This window comes from Lichenibacterium ramalinae (genome assembly GCF_004137085.1).
GTDB lineage: Bacteria > Pseudomonadota > Alphaproteobacteria > Rhizobiales > Beijerinckiaceae > Lichenihabitans > Lichenihabitans ramalinae.
The window spans coordinates 259,623-282,173 of record NZ_QYBC01000002.1; the positions used below are offsets into that span (position 1 = coordinate 259,623).

Genomic DNA, 22,551 nt, shown 5'->3' on the forward strand with positions numbered 1-22,551 from the left:
GTAGCCCAGGGGCTTCAACGATGCGGCGACGCGCAGGACCGGTGGCTTGAACGCACCTTTGACGGATCTCGAGGCCATCCCGCTGTTCAACGGCGGGTTCGTGGCGGTGGCACATCTCGCCAGCCACCACGGCGTCCTCGCGTCCGCCGCGCAGCTCAGCCACGACGCCGGCCTCGGCGACGCGCCGCCCAGCGCCGAAGACCTCGCCCGTGCCGCCATCCGGGTCGGCCTGAAGGCCCGCGTCGTCCGCGATCCCAGCGCCCAGCGGATGCGGACCATCCCGGTTCCGGCCATCATCCGCGTGAAGGACGGGACCTGGGCGGTGTTCGGCGTCGAGACCGAGCCCGGCCTGCACCGCGTCGTCGACCCGCTGACCCGCCGCCAGATCCAGATCTCGATCGAGGAGGTGTTGGAGCGGCTCGACCACGACGTGATCCTGATCGGCAAGAGCGCCGAGCTCTCGGTCGAACAGCTGAAGTTCGGCCTGTCCTGGTTCGTGCCTGCCATCAGGCGCTATCGCAAGCCGCTGGTCCACGTCCTCGTCACCTCCTTCTTCATCAACCTGCTGGCCCTGGCGACACCGCTGGTGTTCCAGCTGGTCGTCGACAAGGTGCTGGTGTCGAAGAGCTATTCGACGCTGGTCGTGGTCATCGCCGCCATGGTGCTGATTTCGGTCTTCTCGGGGATCCTAAAGTACCTGCGGGCCTATGTGCTCAACCACACGTCGAACCGGATCGACGTCGAACTCGGCGCGAAGCTCTACGCCCACCTGATCCGCCTGCCGATCTCCTATTTCGAGCGGCGGCCCGCCGGCATCATCGTGACGCGCGCCCGCGAGATCGAGACGGTGCGCCGATTCCTGACGGACCAGAGCCTGACGTCGGTCGTCGACCTGCTGTTCCTGTTCATCTACATCGGCGTGCTGATGCTCTACTCGCCGATGCTGACGCTGGTGATCCTGGTGCTGATCCCGGTGTATTTCGGCATCAGCGTCCTGGTGAAGCCGGCCTACCGCCGCCGGCTCAAGGACAAGTTCCGCCGCTGGTCGAAGGCGCAGCAGCTGCTGGTCGAGACCGTCGTGGGCATCCAGACCATCAAGGCCTCGGCGGTCGAGCCGATCTTCCAGAAGCTGTGGGAGGAGCGCCTGTCGGCCTATGTGAAGGCCGGCTTCCGATCCACCATGCTGGGCACCATCACCCAGACCAGCATCTCCTTCGTCACCAACCTGCAGACCGCGCTGATCCTGTTCTTCGGCACGCAACTCGTCATCTCGGGCTCGATGACGGTGGGCGGCCTCATCGCCTTCTCGATGATCGGCCAGCGCGTCACCCAGCCGATCCTGCGCTCCGCCCAGCTCTACCAGGGCTTCCAGGAGGTGCAGGTGTCGCTGGAGCATCTCGCCGACATCCTCGACGCTCCCGTCGAGCAGCAGCCCCAGGCGCTGCAGGCCCTGCCGTCGCCCGAGGGTGCGATCCAGCTGCGCGGCGTGTCGTTCCGCTACCGGCCGGAGCTGCCCGAGGCGCTGCGCGGCATCTCGCTCGACATCGCGCCCGGCGAGGTCATCGGCATCGTGGGCCCGTCGGGATCGGGCAAGTCGACGCTGACCAAGCTGATCCAGCGCTTCCATGTCCCGACGGCGGGCGACATCCTCGTCGACGGCATCGACATCGCCCAGGTCGACCCGACCTGGCTGCGACGGCAGCTCGGCGTGGTGCTGCAGGAGAACTTCCTGTTCAACCAGACCGTGCATGAAAACATCGCCCTCGCCAACCCGTCCCTGTCGCGCGCCGGCGTGGTCCGGGTGGCCAAGCTCGCGGGGGCGGACGAATTCGTATCCAAGCTGCCGCAGGGCTACGACACGGTGATCGAGGAGCGCGGCGCCAACCTGTCGGGCGGCCAGCGCCAGCGCATCGCCATCGCCCGCGCCCTCGCGACGGATCCCCGCATCCTCATCCTCGACGAGGCGACGTCGGCGCTCGACTACGAGAGCGAGCGCATCATCCGCCACAACATGGACCACATCGCCCGCGGCCGCACCGTGATCGTCATCGCGCACAGGCTCGCAGCCGTGCGCCACTGCGACCGCATCGTCGGCATGACCAAGGGCGAGATCGTCGAGATCGGTACCCACGACGACCTGATCCGCCGCCGCGACGGTCTCTATGCGCGGCTGTGGTCGCTCCAGACCGACCAGGTGAGCGCATGAGCACCGCCACGCCGCGCAGCGGCTTCGCCGGGACGGGCGCCGACGCGCTCGACCGCGCGCCGGGCGAAGCGCAACCCGACACCAGCGCCGTCGTGGCACCGGCGGCGGCCGAGGCCGAGCGGCCGCCGCAGGGTGCCGCGCCGCGCCGGCGCCGCAGGGTGCCGCAGGCCGCGCCGGAGCCGGCCGGGGACGTGTTGTCGCGCTCCGGTGGCGCGGAGCCGAGCCGGCGGCTGCAGGCCGCCAAGGCCGTGGCGCAGGCGGCCCCCGGCGCAGCCGGTGCGGCGGGCGGCGGCATGCAGGGTGGGCGGAGCCTCGACACGGTGCCGCAGGGCCGGCGCCTGCAGGCCGGGGCCGGACGCCGTCTCCAGGCCGGAGGCACGGCGGTCCAGCCGCGCATGAAACACGCCGGTCGCCCGGTCATCGACCTCGACGAGCTTTGGGCGCCGGTGAAGCCGGCCCGCGCGCCGACCGACCGGGAATTCCTGCCCGGAGCGCTGGAGATCCTCGAAGCGCCGGCCTCGCCGATCCGCGTCTGGCTCATCTACGCGCTCTGCGGCCTCGTCGCGACGGCACTCGCCTGGTCGTGGTTCGGACACCTCGACGTCTATGCCGACGCCACCGGCAAGGTCCAGGCCTCCGGCAGGACCAAGGTGGTCCAGCCGGTGGAGGCCGGCAAGGTCGAGAAGATCCTGGCGACCGACGGGGACCGCGTGAAGGCCGGGGCCGTGCTGGTGCAGCTCGACCAGACGTCGGCCGTCGCCGGGCGCAACATCGCCCGCGACCAGCTCGACAACGCCCGTGGCGAGGTCATCCGCCACAGGGCCGAGATCGCCGCCCTCGGCAAGGCCGGCGTCGAGGTCAGCCCCAAGGTGGACTGGCCGTCCGACCTGCCGAAGGACGTGGTGGACCGCGAAGCCCAGGCCATGGGCAGCGAACTCGCCAGCCTCGCCGCGACCCTGTCGAACCTCGAGGCCCAGAAGGCTGCGACGGTCGCCGACCGCGACAAGTACCAGGCCAACATCGATCCGCAGAAGAAGGTGATCGAACTGATCAACGAACATCTCGGCATGCGCAACGCCCTGTTCAAGGACGGCTGGAACAGCCGCGCGACCGTGCTGGAACAGGAGCAGCAGCTGCAGACGGCGCAACTCGCGCTGGTCAACCTGCAGGGCAGCCTGGCGCAGGCCAACGCCGCCATCCCGGTGATCGACAGCAAGATCGAACTCACCCGGCAGAGCTTCGTCACCACGCATACGACGGCGCTGGTGGGGGCGCAGCAGCAGGTGGAGAAGGACCGGCAGGACCTCGCCAAGGCGGTCGAGACGCTCGACCACATGACGCTCACGGCCCCCATCGCCGGCACCGTTCAGGCGACCGCCGTCACCACGGTGGGCCAAGTCGTCACCTCCGGCCAGCAGCTCATGCAGATCGTCCCGGAAGGGACGCCGCTCGAGATCGAGGCCTATATCCTCAATTCCGACGCGGGCTTCATCCACGTCGGGCAGGATGCCACCATCAAGGTCGACACCTTCCCCTACACGCGTTACGGGACGCTGTCGGGCAAGGTGACGCGCGTCGCCGCCGACGCGCTGCCGGGCAAACAGGCCCAGCAGCAGCAGGGCAACGGTTCGACGCCGCCCAGTGCGGACGGGGCCATGTCGGTCACCAGTGCCGCGCAGCAGACGACCGACCTCGTCTTCCCCGTCACGGTCATCCCCGACCAGCCGGGCCTGAAAGTCGACGGCCGCATGTTGCCGCTGTCCTCCGGCATGACCGTCACGGTCGAGATCCGGACGGAAAGCCGACGCGCCATCGACTACATCCTTTCGCCTCTCCATTCCCTTTTCGAGCAATCGGCTCAGGAACGTTGATGCAGGATATGCGTTCATCGATTGAGACATCGGGCGGCCTGTGCTGCACGCGACACATGTCCACCTTTCCGTAAGGATACGTGAACATGAGCGTGAGTGTAGTCTTGTCCGCGGGGCGGGTTTCAACGATGGTGACGCGCTGAGGACACGTTCCGATGGCAGGTCGGAATGGTGTAACGCAGATCAGCCGCGGTGTGGCTGATAGAATGACAGGAAGCTCAGATGGCTGGATATTACTCCTACGGCGGCTACGGCTATAGCAGCTATGGCTACAGCAGCTATGGTTACAGCAGCTACGGATACGGCGGCTATGGCTACAGCAGCTATGGTTACGGCAGCTACGGCTACAGCAGCTACGGTTATGGCGGCTACGGTTACAGCAGCTATGGCTACGGTTACGGCTACAGCAGCTATGGCTACGGCTACGGCTACAGCAGCTATGGCTACGGCAGCTACGGCTATGGTTACGGCTACACCGGTTATGGCTATGGCAGCTACGGCTACTACGGCGCCGGCTACGGCTACGGCTACAGCAGCTACGGTTACGGCAGCTATGGCTATTACGGCGCCGGCTACGGCTACGGCAGCTATGGCTACGGCTACGGCGGCAGCTACGGCTACAGCTACGGCGGGAGCTACGGCTACAGCTACGGCGGGAGCTACGGCTACAGCTATGGCGGGAGCTACGGCTACAGCTATGGCGGGAGCTACGGCTACAGCTACGGCGGCGGCTACAGCTATGGCGGTGGCTACGGCTACGCCTACAGCGCTGCCGCTTAATCTCGCGGCCTGAACCGACCCTGAAGGGCGCCGGCCATCGAGCCGGCGCCCTTCTTCGTTCGGGTCCAGCCCAAAGCCGCGCTCGGCGTCAGTCCGACGAGACCGCGGCGAGCCAGTTGCGGTAGAGCTGGGCGGCCGAGGCTTGCCAGAGCTGAAGCATCGCGGGACGGACCGCCCAGTCGCTCGGGAACAGGTCCCAGACGGCGGGGTCGCGATCGACCCGCGCCCGCTCCGTGAAGGCCGCGACGGCCTGCTCGGTGCGGGGCTCGAAATAATGCGCCGGCAGCGCCGGCATGGTGTCGCGCGTCCCCGTCAGGAAGCGCTGGACGTCGCGACGATATTCCCGGAACAGCGTGTCGGCATCGTATTCCGGGTGACCCTGCAGAAACACGAACAGGCTGGCCCACTGCTTGGTGAACGTGTCGATGCCGGCTTCCGGCGAGCGCGACGCGATGCGGTAGCCATGCGAGCGCAGGTCGCCCTCGGCGAGGTCGTTCCACCGCGAATGCGGCACCCTGAGCCCTGCGGGCGTGCCGCGGAGCAGGCCGCCGGCCGTGACCTCCACGCAATCGAAGAGGCCGAACCTCTTCTCCGGCAGCCGCCGGCGCGCGATCCCGTCGAGGTGAAGCACGGCGGCATGGGCGGCGAGGCAGGACCAGATCGTCGAGGCGGTGTTGTGCTCGGCCCAGTCGACCACCCGCGTCAGTTCGGCCCAGTAGGGCTCCTCCGTGAGCGTGGCGGCGAGCGGCTCCGCCCCCGTCACGATCAAACCGTCGAGGCGCGATCCTTCGAGGTCCCGCAACGTGCCGTAGCGTCCGGCGAGGTAGGAGCGGGCCGCGGCGCCGCGCGCCACCGTCCCGAGCGAGAAGAGGTGCAGCCGAACGTCGACGGCGCCGGAGGCCGAAGCCAGCAGCCGGGCGAACTGGCGTTCGGTGGCCTTGAAGGCCGCGTCCGGCATGTTGTTGACGAGCCCGATGTGGAGGGTGCCCCGGCCCGTGGCGCGGCCGGTCTTGGGCGCCTGGTCCGGCGGGCAACCCAGGGCGGCGACCATCAGGGGCATGGCTGTTCTCCCGGTCCGGAGCGCACGAGGGCGGTCATTCGGCCGCCAGGGCGCCGGCGGCACGGTGGCGGGCGGCGGCGTCGAGGGCCTGGTCGAGGTCGGCCAGAATGTCGTCGATGTGCTCGATGCCGACGCTGAGCCGGATGGTCTCGGGCCGCACGCCGGCACCGAGCTGCTGGGCCGGCGACATCTGGCGATGCGTGGTCGATGCGGGATGGCAGGCCAGCGACTTGACGTCGCCGATGTTGACGAGGCGCTTCACGAGGTTCAGCGCGTCGTAGAACGCCATGCCGCCGGCGAAGCCGCCTTCGGCCCCGAAAGTCAGAAGCGAGGGCGCGCGCCCCCCGAGGTAGCGTTCCACCATCGCGTGATAGGGCGAGGACGGGAAACCCGCGTAGTTGACCCAGGCCACGCGCGGGTCGCCGGCCAGGAACTCCGCGACGCGGCGGGCATTCTCGACGTGCCGCTCCACCCGCAGCGCCACGGTCTCGATGCCCTGCAACAGCAGGAAGGCGCTCATGGCGGGCAGCACGGCGCCGGTGGTGCGCTGGTACACGCTGCGGAGGCGGGCCGAATAGGCGGTGCGGCCGAACCGCTCAGCATAGACCATGCCGTGGTAGGAGGGGTCGGGCTGGGTGAACATGGGGAAGCGCCCGGGCTGGGCTTTCCAGTCGAAGGTGCCGCCGTCCACCACGGCTCCGCCGAGCGTGGTGCCGTGACCGCCCATGAACTTGGTCAAGGATTCGACCACGATGTCGGCGCCATGCGCGATGGGCTTCAGCAGAATCGGCGTCGCCACCGTGTTGTCGACGACCAGGGGGACCCCGTGGCGATGGGCGACCTCCGCCAGCGCGGCGAGGTCCGGGATGTTGCCGGCCGGGTTGCCGACGCTCTCGCAGAAGACCGCGCGCGTGTCGCCGTCGATCATGCGCTCGACGTCGGCGGCGGAGTCCGACGCGGCGAACCGTCCCGTGATGCCCTGGCGCGGCAGCGTGTGGGCGAGCAGCGTGTGGGTCGTGCCGTAGAGCTGCGGCACCGTGACGATGTTGCCGCCGTTGTCGGCGAGGTTGGCGAGCGCGTAATAGGTCGCGGTCTGGCCGGTCGACACCGCGACCGCCGCCGCCCCACCTTCGAGCGCGGCGACGCGCTCCTCCAGCACCGCCACCGTCGGGTTGGCGATCCGGCTGTAGCGGAAGCCCTCCTCCTCGAGGTTGAACAGTGCCGCGCCGTGGTCGGCGTTGTCGAAGGCGAAGGCGACGGACTGATAGATGGGGACCGCCACGGCGTGGGTCGCGGGGTCGTGGGAGAAACCGGCGTGAAGCGCGATGGTCTCGTTCCGCATGGATACAGCCCCTGTCCCGTTTCGACCCGGCCCCAGTCCGCCGCGGCCGCGACCCGTTCAATATCGAACAGTCTATGACGGCCAGCGGTGAAGACACCGTCACTCGGGTTGGTTTCCGCAACAATCACGCCGGAAGCCGGTCGCGATACTTTACGGACTGGAAATCGAAGCCGCCAATAACGTTAATGGGTCGAAGCACTCCTCTGGTTTAGGGAACGGCAAGGGTGGGACGGCACGGTGACGGCAGTCCGAGCCTGCGACCCGCCGGCGCCGGACCGCATCCCACCACGATCGCGGACGGCCAGCGCCGCCCATCCGGAGCGCGCCATGTCCCATGCCCCCCGCCCCTCACCCACCAAGCTTTGGCTGCGGGCCTTGGAGGCGACGGCCCGGATCGACCGCGACGGCCACACCTTCCCCGAACTCATCGACGACCTCGCGACGCGGCAGGGCGACCGGCCCGCGTTGCTGTCCGAGGGCGAGTGCCTGACGTTCCGCGAACTCGCCGAGCGCTCCAACCGCTACAGCCGCTGGGCGCTGTCGTTGGACCTGCCCGCGGGCGCGACGGTCGGGCTGCTGATGCCGAACCGTCCCGACTACCTCGCGGCCTGGATCGGCCTCACGCGGGTCGGCCTCACGGCGGCGCTGCTCAACACCAACCTGACGGGCGCATCGCTGGCCCACTGCATCGCGGTGGCCGCGCCGGCCCACGTCGTCGTGGCGGGCGCCTGCACCGACGCCTTCGCGGGTGCCGCCGCCCACCTCGCCGCCCCGCCCCGGGCATGGCTCCGGCAGGAGGGCGAGCTTGACGCGGCGCTGGACGCGCTGCCGGGCGATCCCCTCGCCCCGGACGAGCGACGCCCCGTGGCCCTGTCGGACCGCGCGCTCTGCATCTACACGTCGGGCACCACCGGCCTGCCCAAGGCCGCCAACGTCAGCCATCGCCGCATCATGACGTGGAGCCGCTGGTTCGCCGGCCTGGCCGCCCTCACCCCCGAGGACCGCATGTACGATTGCCTGCCGCTGTTCCACAGCGTCGGCGGCGTCGTGGCACCGGGCTGCGTGCTGTCGGCCGGCGGCTCCGTGGTGATCGCGGAACGCTTCTCGGCGTCGCGCTTCTGGGACGAGGTGGCGCGCTGGGACTGCACGCTGTTCCAGTATATCGGCGAGCTGTGCCGCTACCTCCTCAACGCCGCGCCGGCGGGCGGGCCGGTGCCGCCGCACCGCCTGCGGTTGTGCCTCGGCAACGGGCTGCGGCCCGACATCTGGCAGGCCTTCCAGGACCGGTTCGCCCTGCCCGAGATCCTCGAATTCTACGCCGCGACGGAGGGCAGCTTCTCGCTCGTCAACGTCGAGGGCAAGGTGGGGTCCATCGGCCGCGTCCCGCCCGTCCTGGCGCATCGCTTCCCCGCCGCCATCGTCCGCTTCGACGTCGAGGCCGGGCGGCCGGAGCGAGGCGAAGACGGCTTCTGCCGCCGGGCGGCGCCGGGCGAGGTCGGGGAAGCTATCGGGCTCATCGGCCAGGCCGAGGGGGCGGGCAGCTTCGAGGGCTACACGAGCCGGGCCGACAGCGACGCCAAGGTCCTGCGCGACGTCTTCGCCCCGGGCGATCGCTGGTTCCGCACCGGCGACCTGATGCGCCGCGACGCCGCCGGCTTCTTCTACTTCGTCGACCGGGTCGGCGACACGTTCCGCTGGAAGGGCGAGAACGTCGCCACCTCCGAGGTCGCCGAGGTGGTGATGGGCGTGCCCGGCGTGGTCGAGGCGACGGTCTACGGCGTCGCGGTCCCGGGCCATGACGGACGCGCCGGCATGGCGGCCCTGGTGGTGGAGCCCGGCTTCGCCCTCCCCGCGCTGCGGGAGCGCCTCGCCGAGCGGCTGCCCGCCTATGCGCGCCCGGTCTTCCTGCGCGTCCAATCCGCCATCGCCGCCACCGACACGTTCAAGCAGCGCAAGGCTCCGCTCGTGGCCGACGGCTTCGACCCCGGCCGCGTCGGGGACCCGCTCTTCGTCGACGACCGCGAGGCCGGCGCCTACGCGCCGCTCGACGCGGCGCTCCACGGTCGCATCGCGGCGGGTGCGGTCCGGTTGTGAGGGCGGAGCCGGGCCGCGACGCCCGGTTCAACCCACCCGCATGTCCCCGTCGAGCGCCGCGCCCAGCTCCCGGGCGATCTCCGCCACGATGGCCTTGGCGGCCGGGATGAAGCCGGTGAGCCCGTAGAAGTGGTGGATCATGCCGGGGTGGCAGCGGTGGGCGACGGGCACGCCCGCCGCCGCCAGGCGCCCGGCGAAGAGCGCGCCCTCGTCGCGCAGCGGGTCGTATTCGGCCGTGTGGATCAGCGCCGCCGGCAGGCCGGCGAGGTCGGGCATGCGGAGTGGCGACAGGCGAGGGTCCGCGACATCGGCCGTGTCCGGCGCATAGTCGGCGAAGTCGCGCGCCATCATGTCGGCGTCGAGCAGGTGGCCGCGGGCGAAGGCGCGGCGGGAGTCCGTCGCGGACGCCATGTCGAGCACCGGGCAGAGCAGAAGCTGCACCTTCGGCCCCGCCCCGCCCCGCAGGCCCGACGCCGCCAGGACGGCCAGGGTGCCGCCGGCCGAATCGCCCCCGACGCCCACCCGGGCGGGATCGAGCCCGAAGGACCCGGCGCGGTCCATGACGTCCGCCAGGGCCGCGGCGGCATCGTCGGCCGCCGCGGGATAGCGATGCTCCGGCGCCAGGCGGTAGGCGACGGAGAGCAGGCGGCAACCCGAGCCCGCGGCGAGGCCGCGGCACAGCGTCTCGTGGGTGTCGAGGTCGCCCGCGACGAGCCCGCCGCCGTGGAAATACACGAGGCCGGGCCGCGGCCCGGGGGGCTCTCCGGCCGGGCGATAGAGGCGCGCCGGGAGCGGCCCCGCCCCGCCCCGCACCGTAACGTCGTCCCGCCCGCCGATCGCCGGCGCCGTGCCGGCCATGCGCATCAGCGCCGCGAAGCCCTGCCGCCGCTCGGCCGCCGTGACCTGCCGCCAGTCGGTCGCCCGGCCGGCGCCCAGCATGGCCATCAGCCGCGCGGCCTGGGGATCGATCGGCACGGGGGTCCTAGGCCCCGGGGTCGTGTCGAAGCCGAGCCTCGACATGGGGCCGGCGGGCGCGCGATTTGGGGCTGGCCTGTGTCATCGGCGCCTTGGGCCGTGCTAGCCGGCCGGCGTGCCGGAGCGGACGCGGGCGGCGGCGTCGAGGTCGCCGCTGGCCGGGCGGACGTGGCGGGCGGAGCGGCTCCGCATCGTCACGATCTCCTCCGCCATGGTCGGGTGGACCGCCATGGTGGCGTCGAAGTCGCGCTTGGTCGCCCCCATCCGGACCGCGATGGCGCACATCTGGATCATCTCGCCGGCTTCGGGGCCGAGGATGTGGACGCCGAGCACCCGATCGGTGATGCCGTCCACCACGAGCTTGAACGTGACCTTCTCCTGGCGGCCCGACAGCGTCGCCTTGAGCGGCCGGAAGCTCGCCCGGTAGATGTCGACCACGTCGAAGCGCTCGCGCGCCTGGTGCTCGGCGAGACCCACCGAGCCGATCTCCGGCGTGGTGAACACGCCCGACGCGACATGCTCGTGGTCGACCGAGGTGGGGCGGCCGCCGAACAGCGTGTCGGCGAGGGCATGGCCTTCGCGCACCGCGACGGGCGTGAGGTTGATGCGGTCGGTGACGTCGCCGACGGCATGCACCGACGGCACGCGGCTCGCCGAGAAGGCGTCGACCTTGACGGCGCCCTTGCCGTCGAGCTCGACGCCGGCCTCGCCGAGGCCGAGGTTGCGGGTGTTCGGTGCCCGGCCGGTCGCCACCAGGACCTGGTCGACGCTCAGCACGCTCCCGTCCGGCATGGCGACCTCGACCTGGCCGTCCGACCAGCGCAGCGCCTTCGGCAGGGTGCGGGGCATGAGGGTGATGCCGGCATGGGTCAGCGCCGCGGCGAGGCCCTCGCGCATGTCGTGGTCGAAGCCGCCGAGGATCTGGTCGCCGCGGAACGCCACCGTCACCTCGGCGCCGAGCCGGGCGAAGACGGAGGCGAATTCGAGCCCGATGTAGCCGGCCCCGACGACGAGCAGGCGGCGCGGAAAGACCGGGAGGTCGAAGATCTCGTTGGACGTGATGGCATATTCCAGCCCCGGGATCTCGGGGTGGAGGGTCGGGCGGCCGCCCGTCGCCACCAGGATGTGCTCGGCCTCGAAACGCCGGCCGTCCGCCGTCACGATGCCGTGCGGCCCCTCGAGGCGCGCCCGGGTCTCGACGAAGCGGGCCCCGGCCTTTTCCAGGTTCTGGCGGTAGAGGCCCGACAGGCGGGAGATCTCGCCCTCCTTGGCGCGCACGAGGGCGGGCCAGTCGAACCGGGTGGCGCCCAGCGTCCAGCCGAAGCCCGCCGCGTCGGCGAACTCGTCGGCGAAGCGGCTGGCATAGACGTAGAGCTTCTTCGGCACGCAGCCGCGGATCACGCAGGTGCCGCCGATGCGGTGGTCCTCCGCCACCACGACCCTGGCACCGTGGGATGCGGCGATGCGGCCGGCCCGGACCCCGCCGGACCCGGCCCCGATGACGAAGAAGTCGACCTTCTCGGGCGTGCTCATCGTGTCGATCCTCGCGCGCGCGGGTCGCCCCGGACCGGCCGGGCCGGAGTCAGAGTTGGACGGGCGTCAGAACTTGTCGCCCTTCTTCTCCATCTCCTGCTGGACGCGCTTCATCATGTAAGTGGAGGTTTCCTGGGTCCAGGCCTGCATGGCCAGAACCAGTTCGTCGAGCATGAGCGGCTGGGCCGCGACGTATTTCTTGCCGGCGGGGCTGTCGAAGAAGGCGGCCGTGGCCTTGAGGTCGTCGTCGCTCATGCGCCGCGCGTAGATCCGCGCCGCGATGTCGATCATCTCGCCGGTCTTCTTCTGGAATTCGGGTTGCAGCTGGGCCAGGACGCCGGCGAGGTCCTTGGTCAGTTCGGGGCGCGTGCGGGTGACGACTGCCGGGATCTGCTCCTCCAGCTGCGGCACCATCGGCTCGAAGGACCGGCCCATGCCGGAGCCCAGCACCACCTGGCGGGCGATGGCGAGCTTCTCGGGCGGCACGTCGGGCTGGGGCAGCGACGGCACCGGGGCGGCCGGCGTCGCCGGGGCGGCGCTCGGCGCCGTCGGAGCACCCGCGGCGGGCGGCGTCTGGGCCGAGGCCGGGACGACGGCGAGGGCCAGCAACAGGGAAGCGGCGGCCAGGCGGGGGGCAAGCTTCATCGACAATGTCCTCAGGAGGTGGGGGCGGGCCGCTCGACGACCTCGATGCCCGCGGCGCCATCCGTGATGACGGCCGAGGCCAGCCCGATGAACAGTCCGTGCTCGACCACGCCCGGGATCGCCACGAGGAGCGACGCGAGCGTTTCGGGATCCGGGATGGGATCGAACCGGCAATCCAGGATGAGGTGGCCGCCGTCGGTCACGAAGGGTTCGCCGCCCGGGCCGCGGCGCAGCGCCAGCGGGCCGTGCGCCCCGGCCTCGGCGGCGGCCCGCTCCACCTTGCGGGTCGTGGACGCCAGCCCGAAGACGTTCACCTCCACGGGCAGCGGGAACCGGCCGAGTTGGGCCACGCGCTTGGAGGCATCCGCGATGACGATCATGCGGGCCGAGGCCGAAGCCACGATCTTCTCGCGCAGCAGCGCGCCGCCGCCGCCCTTGACGAGCCGCAGCGCGGGGTCGAAGGCATCGGCGCCGTCCACCGTCAGGTCGAGTTCGGGGATGTCGTCCAGCGTGGCGAGCCGGATGCCGAGGCTCTCCGCCTGGGCCCGCGTGCGCTCCGAGGTCGGCACGCCCACGACGTCGAGGCCGTCCCGGACGCGCTCGGCCAGGAGCTCGACGAAATACTTGGCGGTGGAGCCCGTCCCGAGACCGAGCGTCATGCCGTCCTCGACGAAGGCGAGCGCACGGGCTGCCACGCGGCGTTTCGAGGACTCGTCCGACTGGTCGGCCATGGTGGCTCGGCGTTGGCGATGGGGAGGCGAGGGCGCGACGAGGACCGCCGGACGGCGGGAGAACTATCGTCTCACCGGTCGAAAAGCAAATGACAGTCCCGCCGCGCCGGCGCCGCGCGCAACCTGGGCGCTTCACCTCGTGTTCAGTTAGTCGGCGCTATGAATGGCGCCATCGACGTTGCACGCCAGACGTCGCGGCCGGGCTGCCGTCCGGCCCGTAACTCCCTCAGATCAAGGAGCTTTCCATGTCCGCCGTCAAGAAGACCGTCGCGGCCGGGCTTGCGGCCCTGACCCTCGGCACCGCCACCATCGCGTCCTCGTCGCCGGCGGAAGCCTGGTGGCGCTACGGCTGGGGCGCCCCCGTGGCGGCCGGCGTGCTCGGCGGCCTCGCGGCCGGTGCCATCATCGGCGGTGCGGCGCGGCCCTACGCCTACGGCCCCGGTCCCTACCCCTGCGTCCGCCGCCGCCCGGTCTACGACGCCTATGGCAATTTCGCCGGCTACCGCCCCGTGCGGGTGTGCTGACGGCCCGGACCTGACCGTCCGACGAGCTCGGCTGGACTGACCCTCGGGTCCGGTTCGGCCAGCGAGACCCTCCGGTTCGCGCCCCACCGGAGGGTCTTCGCCTTTCGCGAGCCGCCCCGGCACCACCGGGGCGGCTCTGTCATTTGGCGGGGGCCGTGCACACGACGGTGTCGTTGAGCACGTAGCAGATCGACATGGTGCCGGTGCGCACGTCGACCCGGAACACCCCGCCCTCCTTGTTGTGGCGCGACGCCACCAGGGCATATTCGCTCTGCGCCTGCGGGCCGCCGCCCTGCCCGGGCGGGTAGCACAGGGTGACGCCCACATCGTCGTTGCGGGCCGCCGCGGCCGCGGCGCCGCCCGTGCCCTCCGCCAGGCCGTACTGGCACGCCCCCATCTCGCCCGTGGCCTTGTCGAGCCGGTAGACGCGGTTGAGGTCGATCTCGGGCGCCGCCAGGAACTCGTAGGTGGCCGCCGCCGCCGGGGCGGCCGCCAGGATGAGGCCGGCCCCGAGGGACCAGGCCAGGGCCGATCGTTCCATCTCGTCTGTCTCCGCCGCCGGAAGGGTCATCCGACCCGCGACCGGTGCCGGGGCTCGCCCCGCGCCTCCGGGCCAGCCCGACGCGCGGGGGGTCGGCAGGTCCATGCGAACCCGTCTAGGATAATCATCGAGTCGGCGCTCGGTTTCCAGCCCGGGCGAGGCCCGGCACGCGGCGCCGTGCCGGAGACCCGCATGCCCGACACCTTTCCGCTCGTCGTCTTCGACCTCGACGGCACGCTGGCCGAGACGGCCGGCGACCTCATGGGCGCCCTGAACCACGTGCTGGCGGGCGACGGCCTGCCCCCGCTGCCCGTGGACCAGGCCCGCTCCCTGCTCGGGGCCGGCGGACGGGCGCTGATCCGCCGCGGCTTCGCCTCCGCGGGCCGGCCTCTCGCGGAGGAGCGGCTCGAAGGGCTGTTCGCGGCCTTCCTGGCCTTCTACGAGGCGCATATCGCCGACCATTCGCACCTGTTCCCGGGCGTCGTCGCGTCGCTCGACCGGCTCGAAGCGCAGGGCTACGCCTTCGCGGTCTGCACCAACAAGATGGAGGGCACGGCCAAGCGCCTGCTGGAGGTGCTCGGCGTCGCGGGCCGCTTCCGGGCCATCTGCGGCCAGGACACGTTCGCGGTGTCGAAGCCGCAGCCCGGCGCCCTGCTCGACACGATCGCGCTGGCGGGCGGGACGCCCGAGCGGAGCGTGATGGTGGGCGACAGCCGGACCGACATCGACACCGCCAAGGCGGCGCGCGTACCCGTGGTGGCGGTGGACTTCGGCTATACGGACCGGCCCGTGCAGGACTTCGCCCCCGACCGCGTCATCGGCCATTTCGACGCGCTCGACGAGGCCGTCGCCGACCTGATGGCGCGACGATCCCCCGAGGGGACGATCGCCTTCAAGGCTTGAAGAGAGGTCCGGAGACGGAATGGTGGGCGCGACAGGGATTGAACCTGTGACCCTTCGCGTGTGAAGCGAATGCTCTCCCGCTGAGCTACGCGCCCGAACCGTGGCGCTGGATTACCCAGCGCCCGCCACCCTGTCAAGCGCCTGGGCGGCCGGCCCCGGGAAGCCGAGCCTCCGCCGGGAGTGTCACACGGGCGCAACGACCGGAGGCAATAGGGGCCGGTCGCCACGGCCCGCGTTGCCTGTGACGGGACGATGGCGAAATAGTAACGGGGCGATGGCACAAGGCCCTGTCATCCCAGACCATCACCGAAAGGCAAGACCATGCGGGCACGCAGCATTGCCCTGGCCGGCGCCGCAGGCATCGCGATCATCGCGGCCCAGGTTCCGGCCCGGGCCTCGAACACCGATTTCTTCGTCGAGCAGCACCAGAGCTACTTCGAGCGCGACGCCGCGCCGGCGGGCGAGCCGCAGCCGGACGTCGCCGCGCCCGTGCGGCACCGGGCCGCCGCCCGGCCCGCCGTCGCGGCCGCCGATCCCTCGGACGTCGCCCCCGCCGACGAGGCGCCCGCGGAAGCGGACCAGCAGCCGGTCTTCGGCCACGGCCATGCCGTGCCGGGGGACGAGCAGCTCGAGCACCGTCCGCTCGCCTCCGCCATCCCGCGCGAGATCGTGGCCTACGACGGCCAGCAGGCCCCCGGCACCATCGTGGTGTCGACGCAGGAGAAGCGCCTCTACTTCGTGCTGCCCGACGGGCAGGCCATCCGCTACGGCGTCGGCGTCGGCCGGCCCGGCTTTGAGTGGTCGGGCGGCCAGACCATCACGGCCAAGCGCGAATGGCCGGACTGGACGCCGCCGGCCGCCATGATCAAGCGCCGCCCCGACATCCCGCATCACATGGCGGGCGGCATCGACAACCCGCTCGGTGCCCGCGCCATGTATCTCGGCCACACCGAATATCGCATCCACGGCTCCAACGAGCCCGACACGATCGGCCAGGCGGTGTCGTCGGGCTGCATCCGCATGACCAACGAGGACGTCGCCGACCTCTACGAGCATGCCAAGGTCGGCACCCGGGTGATCGTGGAGCGTTGACGCCTCCGCCCGCGCGGCCCGAGCGGCCGCGTGGGTGAATCGGCGCGGATCGCCACCCGGCGTGGACAAGGGGTCCGGGGCCCTCGGGCGCCGCCGGCGTGCTTTGCCGGGACGTCCCGTTGCGCTACATCGGTTGGGGGGATCGGGCCGGATGCCCGGTCGCGCCGCGACCCGATGGACCGACACGCCGGGCCGGCGCACCGCCGCCGGCGGCGGCGCCAGGGGACACGGCGGCGCCAGGACACGGTGGGCCGCCGAGGGGGACCGACCATGCCGGAACAGAGTGACCAGTTCAAACGGGCGCCGAAGCGCAAGGCCTCCAAGGGCAAGCACGTCAGCCTGTCGCCCGACGCGAAGGCCGCCTATGCCAAGCTGATCGAGGAGCGCGTCGAACGCGAAAAGGCCTATGGCCGCCACCTCCCGGGCAACGACAAGGCCAGATAAGCACCACGCGGCCCCTGCCCGGCGCTTCGGGGCGGGAGCCCCGGGCCGGACATGGTGGATGCGACGGCCCCGGCGGCGTGGCCGGCGACCGTCCGGTCAGCGCCCCTGCGGGTGACGGTCGCGGCCGTAGTAGTCGAGCCCGGCGGCATAGCGGAACAGGATGCCGAGGTCCTCGGCGAAGCCCGACAGCGCCGACCGGAAGGCCGAGGTTTCGTCGGGCACCCGGATCCGCCGCGCCGAGCGGGCCTGCGACGCCGGTTCGTAGCGCTGCATGGTCTCGCAGCGAGAAAAGAACGTCATGACCAGACCTCGTCTCAACAAAGCGGTGGATCGGCCGCTTTCGCGGCGGCCACGGAGGGAGCGTTGCGGCGGACGCCAGCGGCGAGCGGCACCGCCGTCGTCCCAACGCGGTTCCAACCGGTGCGATTCTTAACGCTGCAGTCCCGCGGAAATGAGGCGGAACGGTCGTTCAGCCACGACGAACCTGCCGACCCATGTTTCCGAACCGCAACAGAAAACCGGTTTCGGACAGTGTCTCGGACTTTGGTTAACGCGGTCTTGAGCGGCGGACGGGCGGCCCGCCGCGGCTCCGGCGAGGCACGAGGCTTGCAACTTGCGGCGGCATGCCGCCGGTTGACGGTGCGCCCGAACTCGGGCGTGATCTGCGGCACAGATTCGCAACAGGGTGGATCGCCACGGGGCGGGCCCGCCGCCACGATCGAGGAAATCGCATGAAGACGCTGGCACTCGGCCTCATGGCCGTGATCGCGCTGACGGGTGTCGCCCGGGCGCAGGACAAGGTCGTGCGGATCGGCACGGAGGCGGCCTACGCGCCCTTCGAGTTCAAGGACGACAAGGGCGAGCTCAAGGGCTACGAGATCCAGCTCGGCAATGCGCTCTGCGCCGCCGCGAAGCTCAAGTGCGAGTGGGTCAACCAGGACTTCGACAGCCTGATCCCCGCGCTCAATGCCCATAAGATCGACGCCATCCTGTCGCAGATGTCGATCACCGACGACCGCAAGAAGGCGGTGGACTTCACCAACCAGGTGACGGTGGCGCCGGCGCGCTTCGTCGCCAAGCAGGGCTCCGGCATCACCGACGATCCCGGCTCGCTCAAGGGCAAGACGATCGCGGTCCAGAGCGGCACGACGCATGAGAAATACGTCACCGAGAAGCTGGCCGGCATCGCGACGGCGAAAGTCTACCAGACCCAGGACGAGGCCTTCCTCGACGTCGAGAACGGCCGGGCCGACGCCACGCTGGCCGATGCCACGATCGAATACGACTGGCTCGAGAAGACCGGCAAGGCCAAGGGCTTCGACTATGCCGGCAAGCCCCTGCTCGACCCCGCCATCTTCGGCGACGGCACCGGCATCGCGGTGCGCAAGGGCGACGCGGCCCTGGCCGAGGCCTTCAACAAGGCGCTGGTGACGGTCGGCACCGACGGCACCTTCAAGAAGATCAACGACGCCTATTTCCCCTTCAACATCGTGGGGTCGGGCGCTCACGCCGCGAAATGACCGCCGCCTCGTGACCGCCGGGCCGCGATGCCTCGCGGCCCGGCATCCCGTCGGCCGGCTCGGTCATCACCGGCCCGAACCATCCGTAGCCCGCGAGGCCCCGTCCCTCCATGCTCGACCTCTCCGGTTTCGGCGCTCAACTGCTGCAGGGCGCCGTCGTCACCCTCGAGGTCGCGGTGCTGTCGCTGCTGTTCGGCACCGTGCTGGGCATCCTGGGGGCGGCCGCCAAGCTGTCGGCCCTGCGCTGGGTCCGCGTGCCGGTGACGCTGCTGGTCAACCTCGTCCGCGGCATCCCCGAGTTCCTCATCCTGCTGATCGTGTATTTCAGCCTGCCCTCGTTCCTGTCCTCGCTCACCGGCACCGACGTCTCCATCAGCCCGCTGGTGGGCGGGGTCTTCGCCCTGTCGCTGGTCTTCGGCGCCTACGCGTCCGAAACCTTCCGGGGCGGCTTCCTGGCCGTGCCCAAGGGGCAGCTCGAGGCGGCGCGGGCCTTCGGCATGCCGCGGACCCGCATCTTCACCCGCATCCACCTGCCCCAGGCCTGGCGCTACGCCCTGCCGGGGGTCTCCAACCTGTGGCAGACGCTGCTCAAGGACACGTCGCTGGTGTCGGTGCTGGGTCTCGAGGAGATCATGCGCAAGGCCGACATCGGCGCCCAGGTCACGAAGCGCCCCTTCAACTTCTACGTCGCGGCGGCGCTCATCTACCTCGCCTTCATCCTGCTCTCGGGCCCGACCTTCGCGTGGCTGGAGCGCCGCGCCGGCCGCGGCCTCGCGAGGTCCCCATGATCGTGCCGGCATGACCGACCTCCTCGCCGGCCTGCAGGAGGCCTGGGTGCGCCAGGCCCCGCTCTTCCTGTCCGGCCTGTGGATCACGCTGCAGCTCCTCGTCGTCTCCACCGCCATCGGGCTGGTGCTGGCCGTGCCGGTCGCCCTGGCCCGCGTGTCGCCGCGCCGCGTTCTGTCCGTGCCCGCCACCGCCTATGCCTACCTGTTCCGCGGCACGCCCCTGCTGGTGCAGATCTTCATCATCTACTACGGGCTGCCGCAGTTCGACGCCGTGCGGGGTTCCGTGCTGTGGCCGCTGCTGCGCGACCCCATGCCCTGCGCGCTTCTGGCCTTCTCGCTCAACATGTCGGCCTACACCGGGGAGGTCATCCGCGGCGGCATCCTGGCGGTGCCGGCCGGCGAGCGCGAGGCCGCCATGGCGGTCGGCATGCCGCGCGGCCTCATGCTCCGCCGCATCATCCTGCCGCGGGCGCTGCGCATCGCCCTGCCGGCCCTGTCCAACGAGGTGGTGCTCCAGCTCAAGGCGACGTCGCTCGCCAGCACCGTGACGCTGATCGACCTCACCGGCGTCGGCCGCCGCCTCGCCGCCAAGACCTACACGACCGAGGGGCTCTTCGTGGCGGGCGCCATCTACATCGCGCTGACGTTCCTGGTGGCGCGGGGCTTCCGCCTGCTCGAGTCCCGCTTCGCCGCCTTCCAGCGGCCGTGACGGCCGGCCCCGATCTCGCCGGGGCCCCACCCAGCTGTCGTGCCGGGGCCAACCCCGGCTGTCGTGCCGGGGCCAACCCCGGCTGTCGTGCCGGGGCCACACTCCGGCACCGATCGACGCCGTGGCGGCGCCCCCGGCCCGGCGCGGCTTGACCCGGGCGGCGCCGGCACGCCATCGTGCCGCCAGACGGTGACGTGAGGAGCGGACGGACGATGGCACGCGCATTTCGAGCCCTGGCTCTGGCCCTCGCCCTGACCGGCCTCGCCGGGACCGCGCTCGCACGCCCGGTCGTGCCGGCGGAGAAGCGCTATTTCGACTACGACGGCGAGGTGCCGGTGTGCGGCGACGCCGGCGTGCTGTCGACCATCTCGGCGCGCTTCGCCCGCAAGGAATCCGAATACTGGAACACGTCGCTGGAGATCGTCAGCTTCGACCGCGTGAAGCTGCTGGCGGCGCGGCCCTGGGGCCTCGACCACATCCCGCGCAACTTCTGCACCGCCCGGGCGCTGCTGAACGACAATTCCTACCACGACGTGTCCTATTCGGTCGCCGAGGACCTCGGGCTGATCGGCTTCGGCCCAGGCGTGGAATGGTGCCTCCTGGGGCTCGACCGCGACCTCGCCTACGCCCCGGCCTGCCAGCTGGCCCGGCCCTGATGCGCCCGGGCGCGGTCGCGACAGCCCTCGCCATCGGCTTGGGGCTCGCCGGCAGCCTCGCCTTGCCCATCGCTCCGGCCCGCGCCGCGTCCTCCACCCCCGGCGCCTTCGACTTCTACGTCCTGTCCCTGTCCTGGTCGCCCGGCTTCTGCGCCACCGGCGGCGACGCCAAGGCGCGCGACCAATGCGCGGCCGGCAGCGGCCTCGGCTTCGTGGTGCACGGCCTGTGGCCGCAGTTCACCCACGGCTTCCCCAGCGATTGCGGGCCGGCGGGACGCTTCCCGTCGCGCCAGGCGCTCGACACGGTGGCGGGCGTCTATCCCGACGCCGGCCTGGCCCGCTACGAGTGGCGCAAGCACGGCACCTGCTCGGGGCTGAGCCCCACCGACTATTTCGCCGCCGTGAAGCAGGCCCGCGACGCCGTCGTCGTTCCCCAGCCCTTCCAGGCCCCGCGCGCCGAGCAGACCTGGGCGCCGATGGACGTGGCCCGCGCCTTCGCGGCCGCCAACCCCGGCCTGCGCACCGACGAGACGGCCGTGACCTGCCGCAGCGGCGACCTCGAAGAGGTCCGGGTCTGCCTCGCCAAGGACCTGCGCGGCTTCGTCCCCTGCCCCGAGGTGGCCCGCGCTTCCTGCCGCGCCCCGGGCATGACGGTGCCGCCGGTCCGGTGAGGCGGCGCGACACCTGGACGCCGGTCTCGCCCAGGGGCTGAACCCGGGCAGCGCGCGGGCGTGATCGGCCGCGGTTGGCGGAACGCGGACGGGCCGGTTTCGGCGGAAAGTCGAAGGGCTCCCCGTGCTTGTTCAGGATAGCTGGCCGAGGCTGCCCAGCTATGCCTGCCGCAACATCGGCCGCAGCGCGGCGACCTCCGCCGGCACCGTGCGCGCCACGATGGCGTCGACGACGTGTTCGGCGTCCTCGGCGATGCCGGAGAAGCGGCCCGAGCCCCAGGAGTTCAGCCAGGGCAGGCCGACGACCATGAGGCCCGGCACGGCCGTCACGCCCCGGTCGTGCTCGGGGTAGCCCGAGCCCGTGAAGGCCGGAACGTCGATCCAACTCCAGTCCGAGCGGAAGCCCGTCGCCCAGACCACGGCGGAGATGCCCGCCGCGGCGAGGTCGAGCGCGAGGGGCTCGCCGTCCGGCTCCCAGGCCGGAACGTAGGGGGCGGCGGCGGGCGCGGCGATGCCGGTCTCGGCGATGTGGCGGTCGATCATCGCGCGGATGCCGAGATAGACGGCGTCGGCGGCGTCGAGCTTGGCGCGCAGGTCCGGCTTGAAGCTCAGCGCCGTGCCGCGCACGTCGGCGAGCCGGCCGTAGAGCTTCATGCCCTCGGCGGCGAAGCGGCGCAGGTCGATCTCGCGGCCTCCGTCCCGCCCCGTCATGTAGTGGTTGGCCTGGCGGCGGACGGCCCGGCCCTTGGGGTGGTCCGCCACCGTCATGCGGTACTGGCCCATCTCGTCGAGCCAGCGGATCGCATCCCGGCCGCGGTAGCGCCGGGGCGAGCGCGGCGCGCTGCCGAGCGAGACATGCACCTGCCGGCCCGCGAGATGCAGGTCTTCGGCGATCTGGCAGCCGGACTGGCCGGTGCCCACCACCAGCACGCCGCCCGGCGGCAGCTGGCCGGGGTTCTTGTAGCGCGAGGAATGGAGCTGCAGCACGCCCTCGGGCAGCCGCTCCGCCTCGCGCGGGATGACGGGCAGGTGGTAGCCGCTGACCGCCACGACGACGTTGGAGGCCGTGAAGTCGCCGGCGCCGGTCGAGAGCGTGAAGGTGCCGTCGCGCCGGCGTCCCAGCGCCGTCACGGCCACGCCCTCGCGGATGGGCGGCTTCACCCGCGCGGCGAAGTCCTCGACGTAGCGGACGATGTCGTCCCGGACCATGAAGCCGTCGGGGTCGGGGCCCGGATAGGGGAAGCCGGGCAGCCGGCACTGCCAGTTGGGCGTCACGAGGCAGAAGCTGTCCCACCGCTCCGCCCGCCACGCATGGCCGATGCTGTGCTTCTCGAACACAAGGTGCTCGAGCCCGCGCCGCATGAGGAAATGGCTGACGGACAGGCCGGCCTGGCCGCCGCCGATGACGGCCACGGGCAGGTGGGGCAAGGGCTGGTGCCGGGATGGTTCAGGGGATGGGCTCACGG

General features: G+C 71.4%; 22 protein-coding genes and 1 tRNA gene. 13 read left to right on the top strand and 10 right to left on the bottom strand.

Annotation, left to right across the window (positions count from 1 at the left end):
- Positions 1-46: 46 nt before the first annotated feature.
- The 3 genes from D3272_RS03505 to D3272_RS03515 all read left to right on the top strand — a co-directional run bounded on the left by D3272_RS03505 (position 47) and on the right by D3272_RS03515 (position 4,857).
- Entirely contained in the window at positions 47-2,206 is a 2,160-nt protein-coding gene (locus D3272_RS03505; protein WP_245496362.1) for a type I secretion system permease/ATPase, read from the top strand.
- A complete protein-coding gene (locus D3272_RS03510; RefSeq protein WP_129217728.1) occupies positions 2,203-4,077 on the top strand; it encodes an HlyD family type I secretion periplasmic adaptor subunit in 1,875 nt (624 codons plus the stop codon). Before D3272_RS03505 ends, D3272_RS03510 begins: the two co-directional genes overlap by 4 nt.
- A gap of 222 nt (positions 4,078-4,299) precedes the next feature.
- On the top strand, positions 4,300-4,857 hold the full coding sequence (locus tag D3272_RS03515) for a hypothetical protein (protein WP_129217730.1): 558 nt from the start codon (positions 4,300-4,302) through the stop codon (positions 4,855-4,857).
- Between the two features lie 88 nt (positions 4,858-4,945).
- On the opposite strand, the gene metA is transcribed toward D3272_RS03515, so the two are convergent.
- Positions 4,946-5,917: a homoserine O-succinyltransferase MetA gene (gene metA, locus D3272_RS03520; RefSeq protein ID WP_129217732.1), complete on the bottom strand. Its 972-nt coding sequence runs from the start codon at positions 5,915-5,917 to the stop codon at positions 4,946-4,948.
- Between the two features lie 34 nt (positions 5,918-5,951).
- Entirely contained in the window at positions 5,952-7,259 is a 1,308-nt protein-coding gene (locus tag D3272_RS03525) for an O-acetylhomoserine aminocarboxypropyltransferase/cysteine synthase family protein (RefSeq protein ID WP_129217734.1), read from the bottom strand.
- Between the two features lie 327 nt (positions 7,260-7,586).
- On the opposite strand from D3272_RS03525, the gene D3272_RS03530 reads away from it, so the two are divergent.
- A complete protein-coding gene (locus D3272_RS03530) occupies positions 7,587-9,353 on the top strand; it encodes a long-chain-acyl-CoA synthetase (protein WP_129217736.1) in 1,767 nt (588 codons plus the stop codon).
- A 27-nt stretch (positions 9,354-9,380) separates the two neighbouring features.
- Here the strand turns inward: D3272_RS03530 and D3272_RS03535 are convergent, their stop codons facing one another.
- The 4 genes from D3272_RS03535 to rpiA form a co-directional block, all read right to left on the bottom strand.
- Entirely contained in the window at positions 9,381-10,328 is a 948-nt protein-coding gene (locus D3272_RS03535; protein WP_129217738.1) for an alpha/beta hydrolase, read from the bottom strand.
- 102 nt (positions 10,329-10,430) lie between these two features.
- Positions 10,431-11,861 (bottom strand): glutathione-disulfide reductase, encoded by a 1,431-nt coding sequence (gor, locus tag D3272_RS03540; RefSeq protein WP_129217740.1) that lies wholly within the window; start codon positions 11,859-11,861, stop codon positions 10,431-10,433.
- Between the two features lie 66 nt (positions 11,862-11,927).
- Positions 11,928-12,506: a DUF2059 domain-containing protein gene (locus D3272_RS03545; protein WP_129217742.1), complete on the bottom strand. Its 579-nt coding sequence runs from the start codon at positions 12,504-12,506 to the stop codon at positions 11,928-11,930.
- A gap of 11 nt (positions 12,507-12,517) precedes the next feature.
- Positions 12,518-13,237, bottom strand: a complete 720-nt coding sequence (gene rpiA / locus D3272_RS03550; protein WP_129217744.1) for a ribose-5-phosphate isomerase RpiA — start codon at positions 13,235-13,237, stop codon at positions 12,518-12,520.
- Positions 13,238-13,482: 245 nt separating this feature from the next.
- On the opposite strand from rpiA, the gene D3272_RS03555 reads away from it, so the two are divergent.
- Positions 13,483-13,761 (top strand): hypothetical protein, encoded by a 279-nt coding sequence (locus D3272_RS03555; protein ID WP_129217745.1) that lies wholly within the window; start codon positions 13,483-13,485, stop codon positions 13,759-13,761.
- A gap of 139 nt (positions 13,762-13,900) precedes the next feature.
- Here the strand turns inward: D3272_RS03555 and D3272_RS03560 are convergent, their stop codons facing one another.
- Positions 13,901-14,302 (bottom strand): hypothetical protein, encoded by a 402-nt coding sequence (locus D3272_RS03560; RefSeq protein WP_129217747.1) that lies wholly within the window; start codon positions 14,300-14,302, stop codon positions 13,901-13,903.
- A 192-nt stretch (positions 14,303-14,494) separates the two neighbouring features.
- Here D3272_RS03560 and D3272_RS03565 point away from each other — a divergent pair, with 192 nt between their 5' ends.
- A complete protein-coding gene (locus D3272_RS03565; protein ID WP_129217749.1) occupies positions 14,495-15,205 on the top strand; it encodes an HAD family hydrolase in 711 nt (236 codons plus the stop codon).
- Between the two features lie 20 nt (positions 15,206-15,225).
- Here the strand turns inward: D3272_RS03565 and D3272_RS03570 are convergent.
- A tRNA-Val gene (locus D3272_RS03570) sits at positions 15,226-15,300 on the bottom strand.
- Between the two features lie 226 nt (positions 15,301-15,526).
- Between D3272_RS03570 and D3272_RS03575 the strand changes: the two genes are divergently transcribed.
- The gene (locus tag D3272_RS03575; RefSeq protein ID WP_245496363.1) at positions 15,527-16,297 is read left to right on the top strand and encodes a L,D-transpeptidase; all 771 of its coding nucleotides are present in this window, start codon (positions 15,527-15,529) and stop codon (positions 16,295-16,297) included.
- Positions 16,298-16,567: 270 nt separating this feature from the next.
- A complete protein-coding gene (locus D3272_RS27140; protein WP_165361198.1) occupies positions 16,568-16,741 on the top strand; it encodes a hypothetical protein in 174 nt (57 codons plus the stop codon).
- A gap of 96 nt (positions 16,742-16,837) precedes the next feature.
- Here D3272_RS27140 and D3272_RS03580 read toward each other — a convergent pair whose 3' ends face one another.
- Complete coding sequence (locus D3272_RS03580) at positions 16,838-17,041, bottom strand: hypothetical protein (RefSeq protein ID WP_129217751.1); 204 nt, start codon at positions 17,039-17,041, stop codon at positions 16,838-16,840.
- A 431-nt stretch (positions 17,042-17,472) separates the two neighbouring features.
- Here D3272_RS03580 and D3272_RS03585 point away from each other — a divergent pair, with 431 nt between their 5' ends.
- The 5 genes from D3272_RS03585 to D3272_RS03605 all read left to right on the top strand — a co-directional run bounded on the left by D3272_RS03585 (position 17,473) and on the right by D3272_RS03605 (position 21,085).
- A complete protein-coding gene (locus D3272_RS03585) occupies positions 17,473-18,261 on the top strand; it encodes a transporter substrate-binding domain-containing protein (protein ID WP_129217753.1) in 789 nt (262 codons plus the stop codon).
- Positions 18,262-18,371: 110 nt separating this feature from the next.
- Positions 18,372-19,049, top strand: coding sequence for an ABC transporter permease (locus D3272_RS03590; protein WP_129217755.1), 678 nt, complete (start codon positions 18,372-18,374; stop codon positions 19,047-19,049).
- 10 nt (positions 19,050-19,059) lie between these two features.
- A complete protein-coding gene (locus tag D3272_RS03595) occupies positions 19,060-19,758 on the top strand; it encodes an ABC transporter permease (RefSeq protein ID WP_129217757.1) in 699 nt (232 codons plus the stop codon).
- A gap of 212 nt (positions 19,759-19,970) precedes the next feature.
- Positions 19,971-20,414, top strand: a complete 444-nt coding sequence (locus D3272_RS03600) for a hypothetical protein (RefSeq protein WP_129217759.1) — start codon at positions 19,971-19,973, stop codon at positions 20,412-20,414.
- Positions 20,414-21,085 carry a ribonuclease T2 family protein gene (locus D3272_RS03605; protein ID WP_129217761.1) on the top strand — a complete coding sequence of 224 codons (672 nt, stop codon included), beginning with the start codon at positions 20,414-20,416 and terminating at the stop codon, positions 21,083-21,085. Before D3272_RS03600 ends, D3272_RS03605 begins: the two co-directional genes overlap by 1 nt.
- Positions 21,086-21,244: 159 nt before the next feature.
- Here D3272_RS03605 and D3272_RS03610 read toward each other — a convergent pair whose 3' ends face one another.
- A complete protein-coding gene (locus D3272_RS03610; protein ID WP_245496364.1) occupies positions 21,245-22,549 on the bottom strand; it encodes an MSMEG_0569 family flavin-dependent oxidoreductase in 1,305 nt (434 codons plus the stop codon).
- Positions 22,550-22,551: the final 2 nt, after the last annotated feature.

Bases quoted from the DNA above. Each gene is read 5' to 3' on its own strand.
- D3272_RS03525 (WP_129217734.1), bottom strand. From the start codon at position 7,259: ATGCGGAACGAGACCATCGCGCTTCACGCCGGTTTCTCCCACGACCCC.
- rpiA (WP_129217744.1), bottom strand. From the start codon at position 13,237: ATGGCCGACCAGTCGGACGAGTCCTCGAAACGCCGCGTGGCAGCCCGT.
- D3272_RS03580 (WP_129217751.1), bottom strand. From the start codon at position 17,041: ATGACGTTCTTTTCTCGCTGCGAGACCATGCAGCGCTACGAACCGGCG.
- gor (WP_129217740.1), bottom strand. From the start codon at position 11,861: ATGAGCACGCCCGAGAAGGTCGACTTCTTCGTCATCGGGGCCGGGTCC.
- D3272_RS03600 (WP_129217759.1), top strand. From the start codon at position 19,971: ATGGCACGCGCATTTCGAGCCCTGGCTCTGGCCCTCGCCCTGACCGGC.
- D3272_RS03515 (WP_129217730.1), top strand. From the start codon at position 4,300: ATGGCTGGATATTACTCCTACGGCGGCTACGGCTATAGCAGCTATGGC.
- D3272_RS27140 (WP_165361198.1), top strand. From the start codon at position 16,568: ATGCCGGAACAGAGTGACCAGTTCAAACGGGCGCCGAAGCGCAAGGCC.
- metA (WP_129217732.1), bottom strand. From the start codon at position 5,917: ATGCCCCTGATGGTCGCCGCCCTGGGTTGCCCGCCGGACCAGGCGCCC.
- D3272_RS03590 (WP_129217755.1), top strand. From the start codon at position 18,372: ATGCTCGACCTCTCCGGTTTCGGCGCTCAACTGCTGCAGGGCGCCGTC.
- D3272_RS03530 (WP_129217736.1), top strand. From the start codon at position 7,587: ATGTCCCATGCCCCCCGCCCCTCACCCACCAAGCTTTGGCTGCGGGCC.
- D3272_RS03605 (WP_129217761.1), top strand. From the start codon at position 20,414: ATGCGCCCGGGCGCGGTCGCGACAGCCCTCGCCATCGGCTTGGGGCTC.
- D3272_RS03595 (WP_129217757.1), top strand. From the start codon at position 19,060: ATGACCGACCTCCTCGCCGGCCTGCAGGAGGCCTGGGTGCGCCAGGCC.
- D3272_RS03555 (WP_129217745.1), top strand. From the start codon at position 13,483: ATGTCCGCCGTCAAGAAGACCGTCGCGGCCGGGCTTGCGGCCCTGACC.
- D3272_RS03575 (WP_245496363.1), top strand. From the start codon at position 15,527: ATGCGGGCACGCAGCATTGCCCTGGCCGGCGCCGCAGGCATCGCGATC.
- D3272_RS03585 (WP_129217753.1), top strand. From the start codon at position 17,473: ATGAAGACGCTGGCACTCGGCCTCATGGCCGTGATCGCGCTGACGGGT.
- D3272_RS03560 (WP_129217747.1), bottom strand. From the start codon at position 14,302: ATGGAACGATCGGCCCTGGCCTGGTCCCTCGGGGCCGGCCTCATCCTG.
- D3272_RS03565 (WP_129217749.1), top strand. From the start codon at position 14,495: ATGCCCGACACCTTTCCGCTCGTCGTCTTCGACCTCGACGGCACGCTG.
- D3272_RS03510 (WP_129217728.1), top strand. From the start codon at position 2,203: ATGAGCACCGCCACGCCGCGCAGCGGCTTCGCCGGGACGGGCGCCGAC.
- D3272_RS03545 (WP_129217742.1), bottom strand. From the start codon at position 12,506: ATGAAGCTTGCCCCCCGCCTGGCCGCCGCTTCCCTGTTGCTGGCCCTC.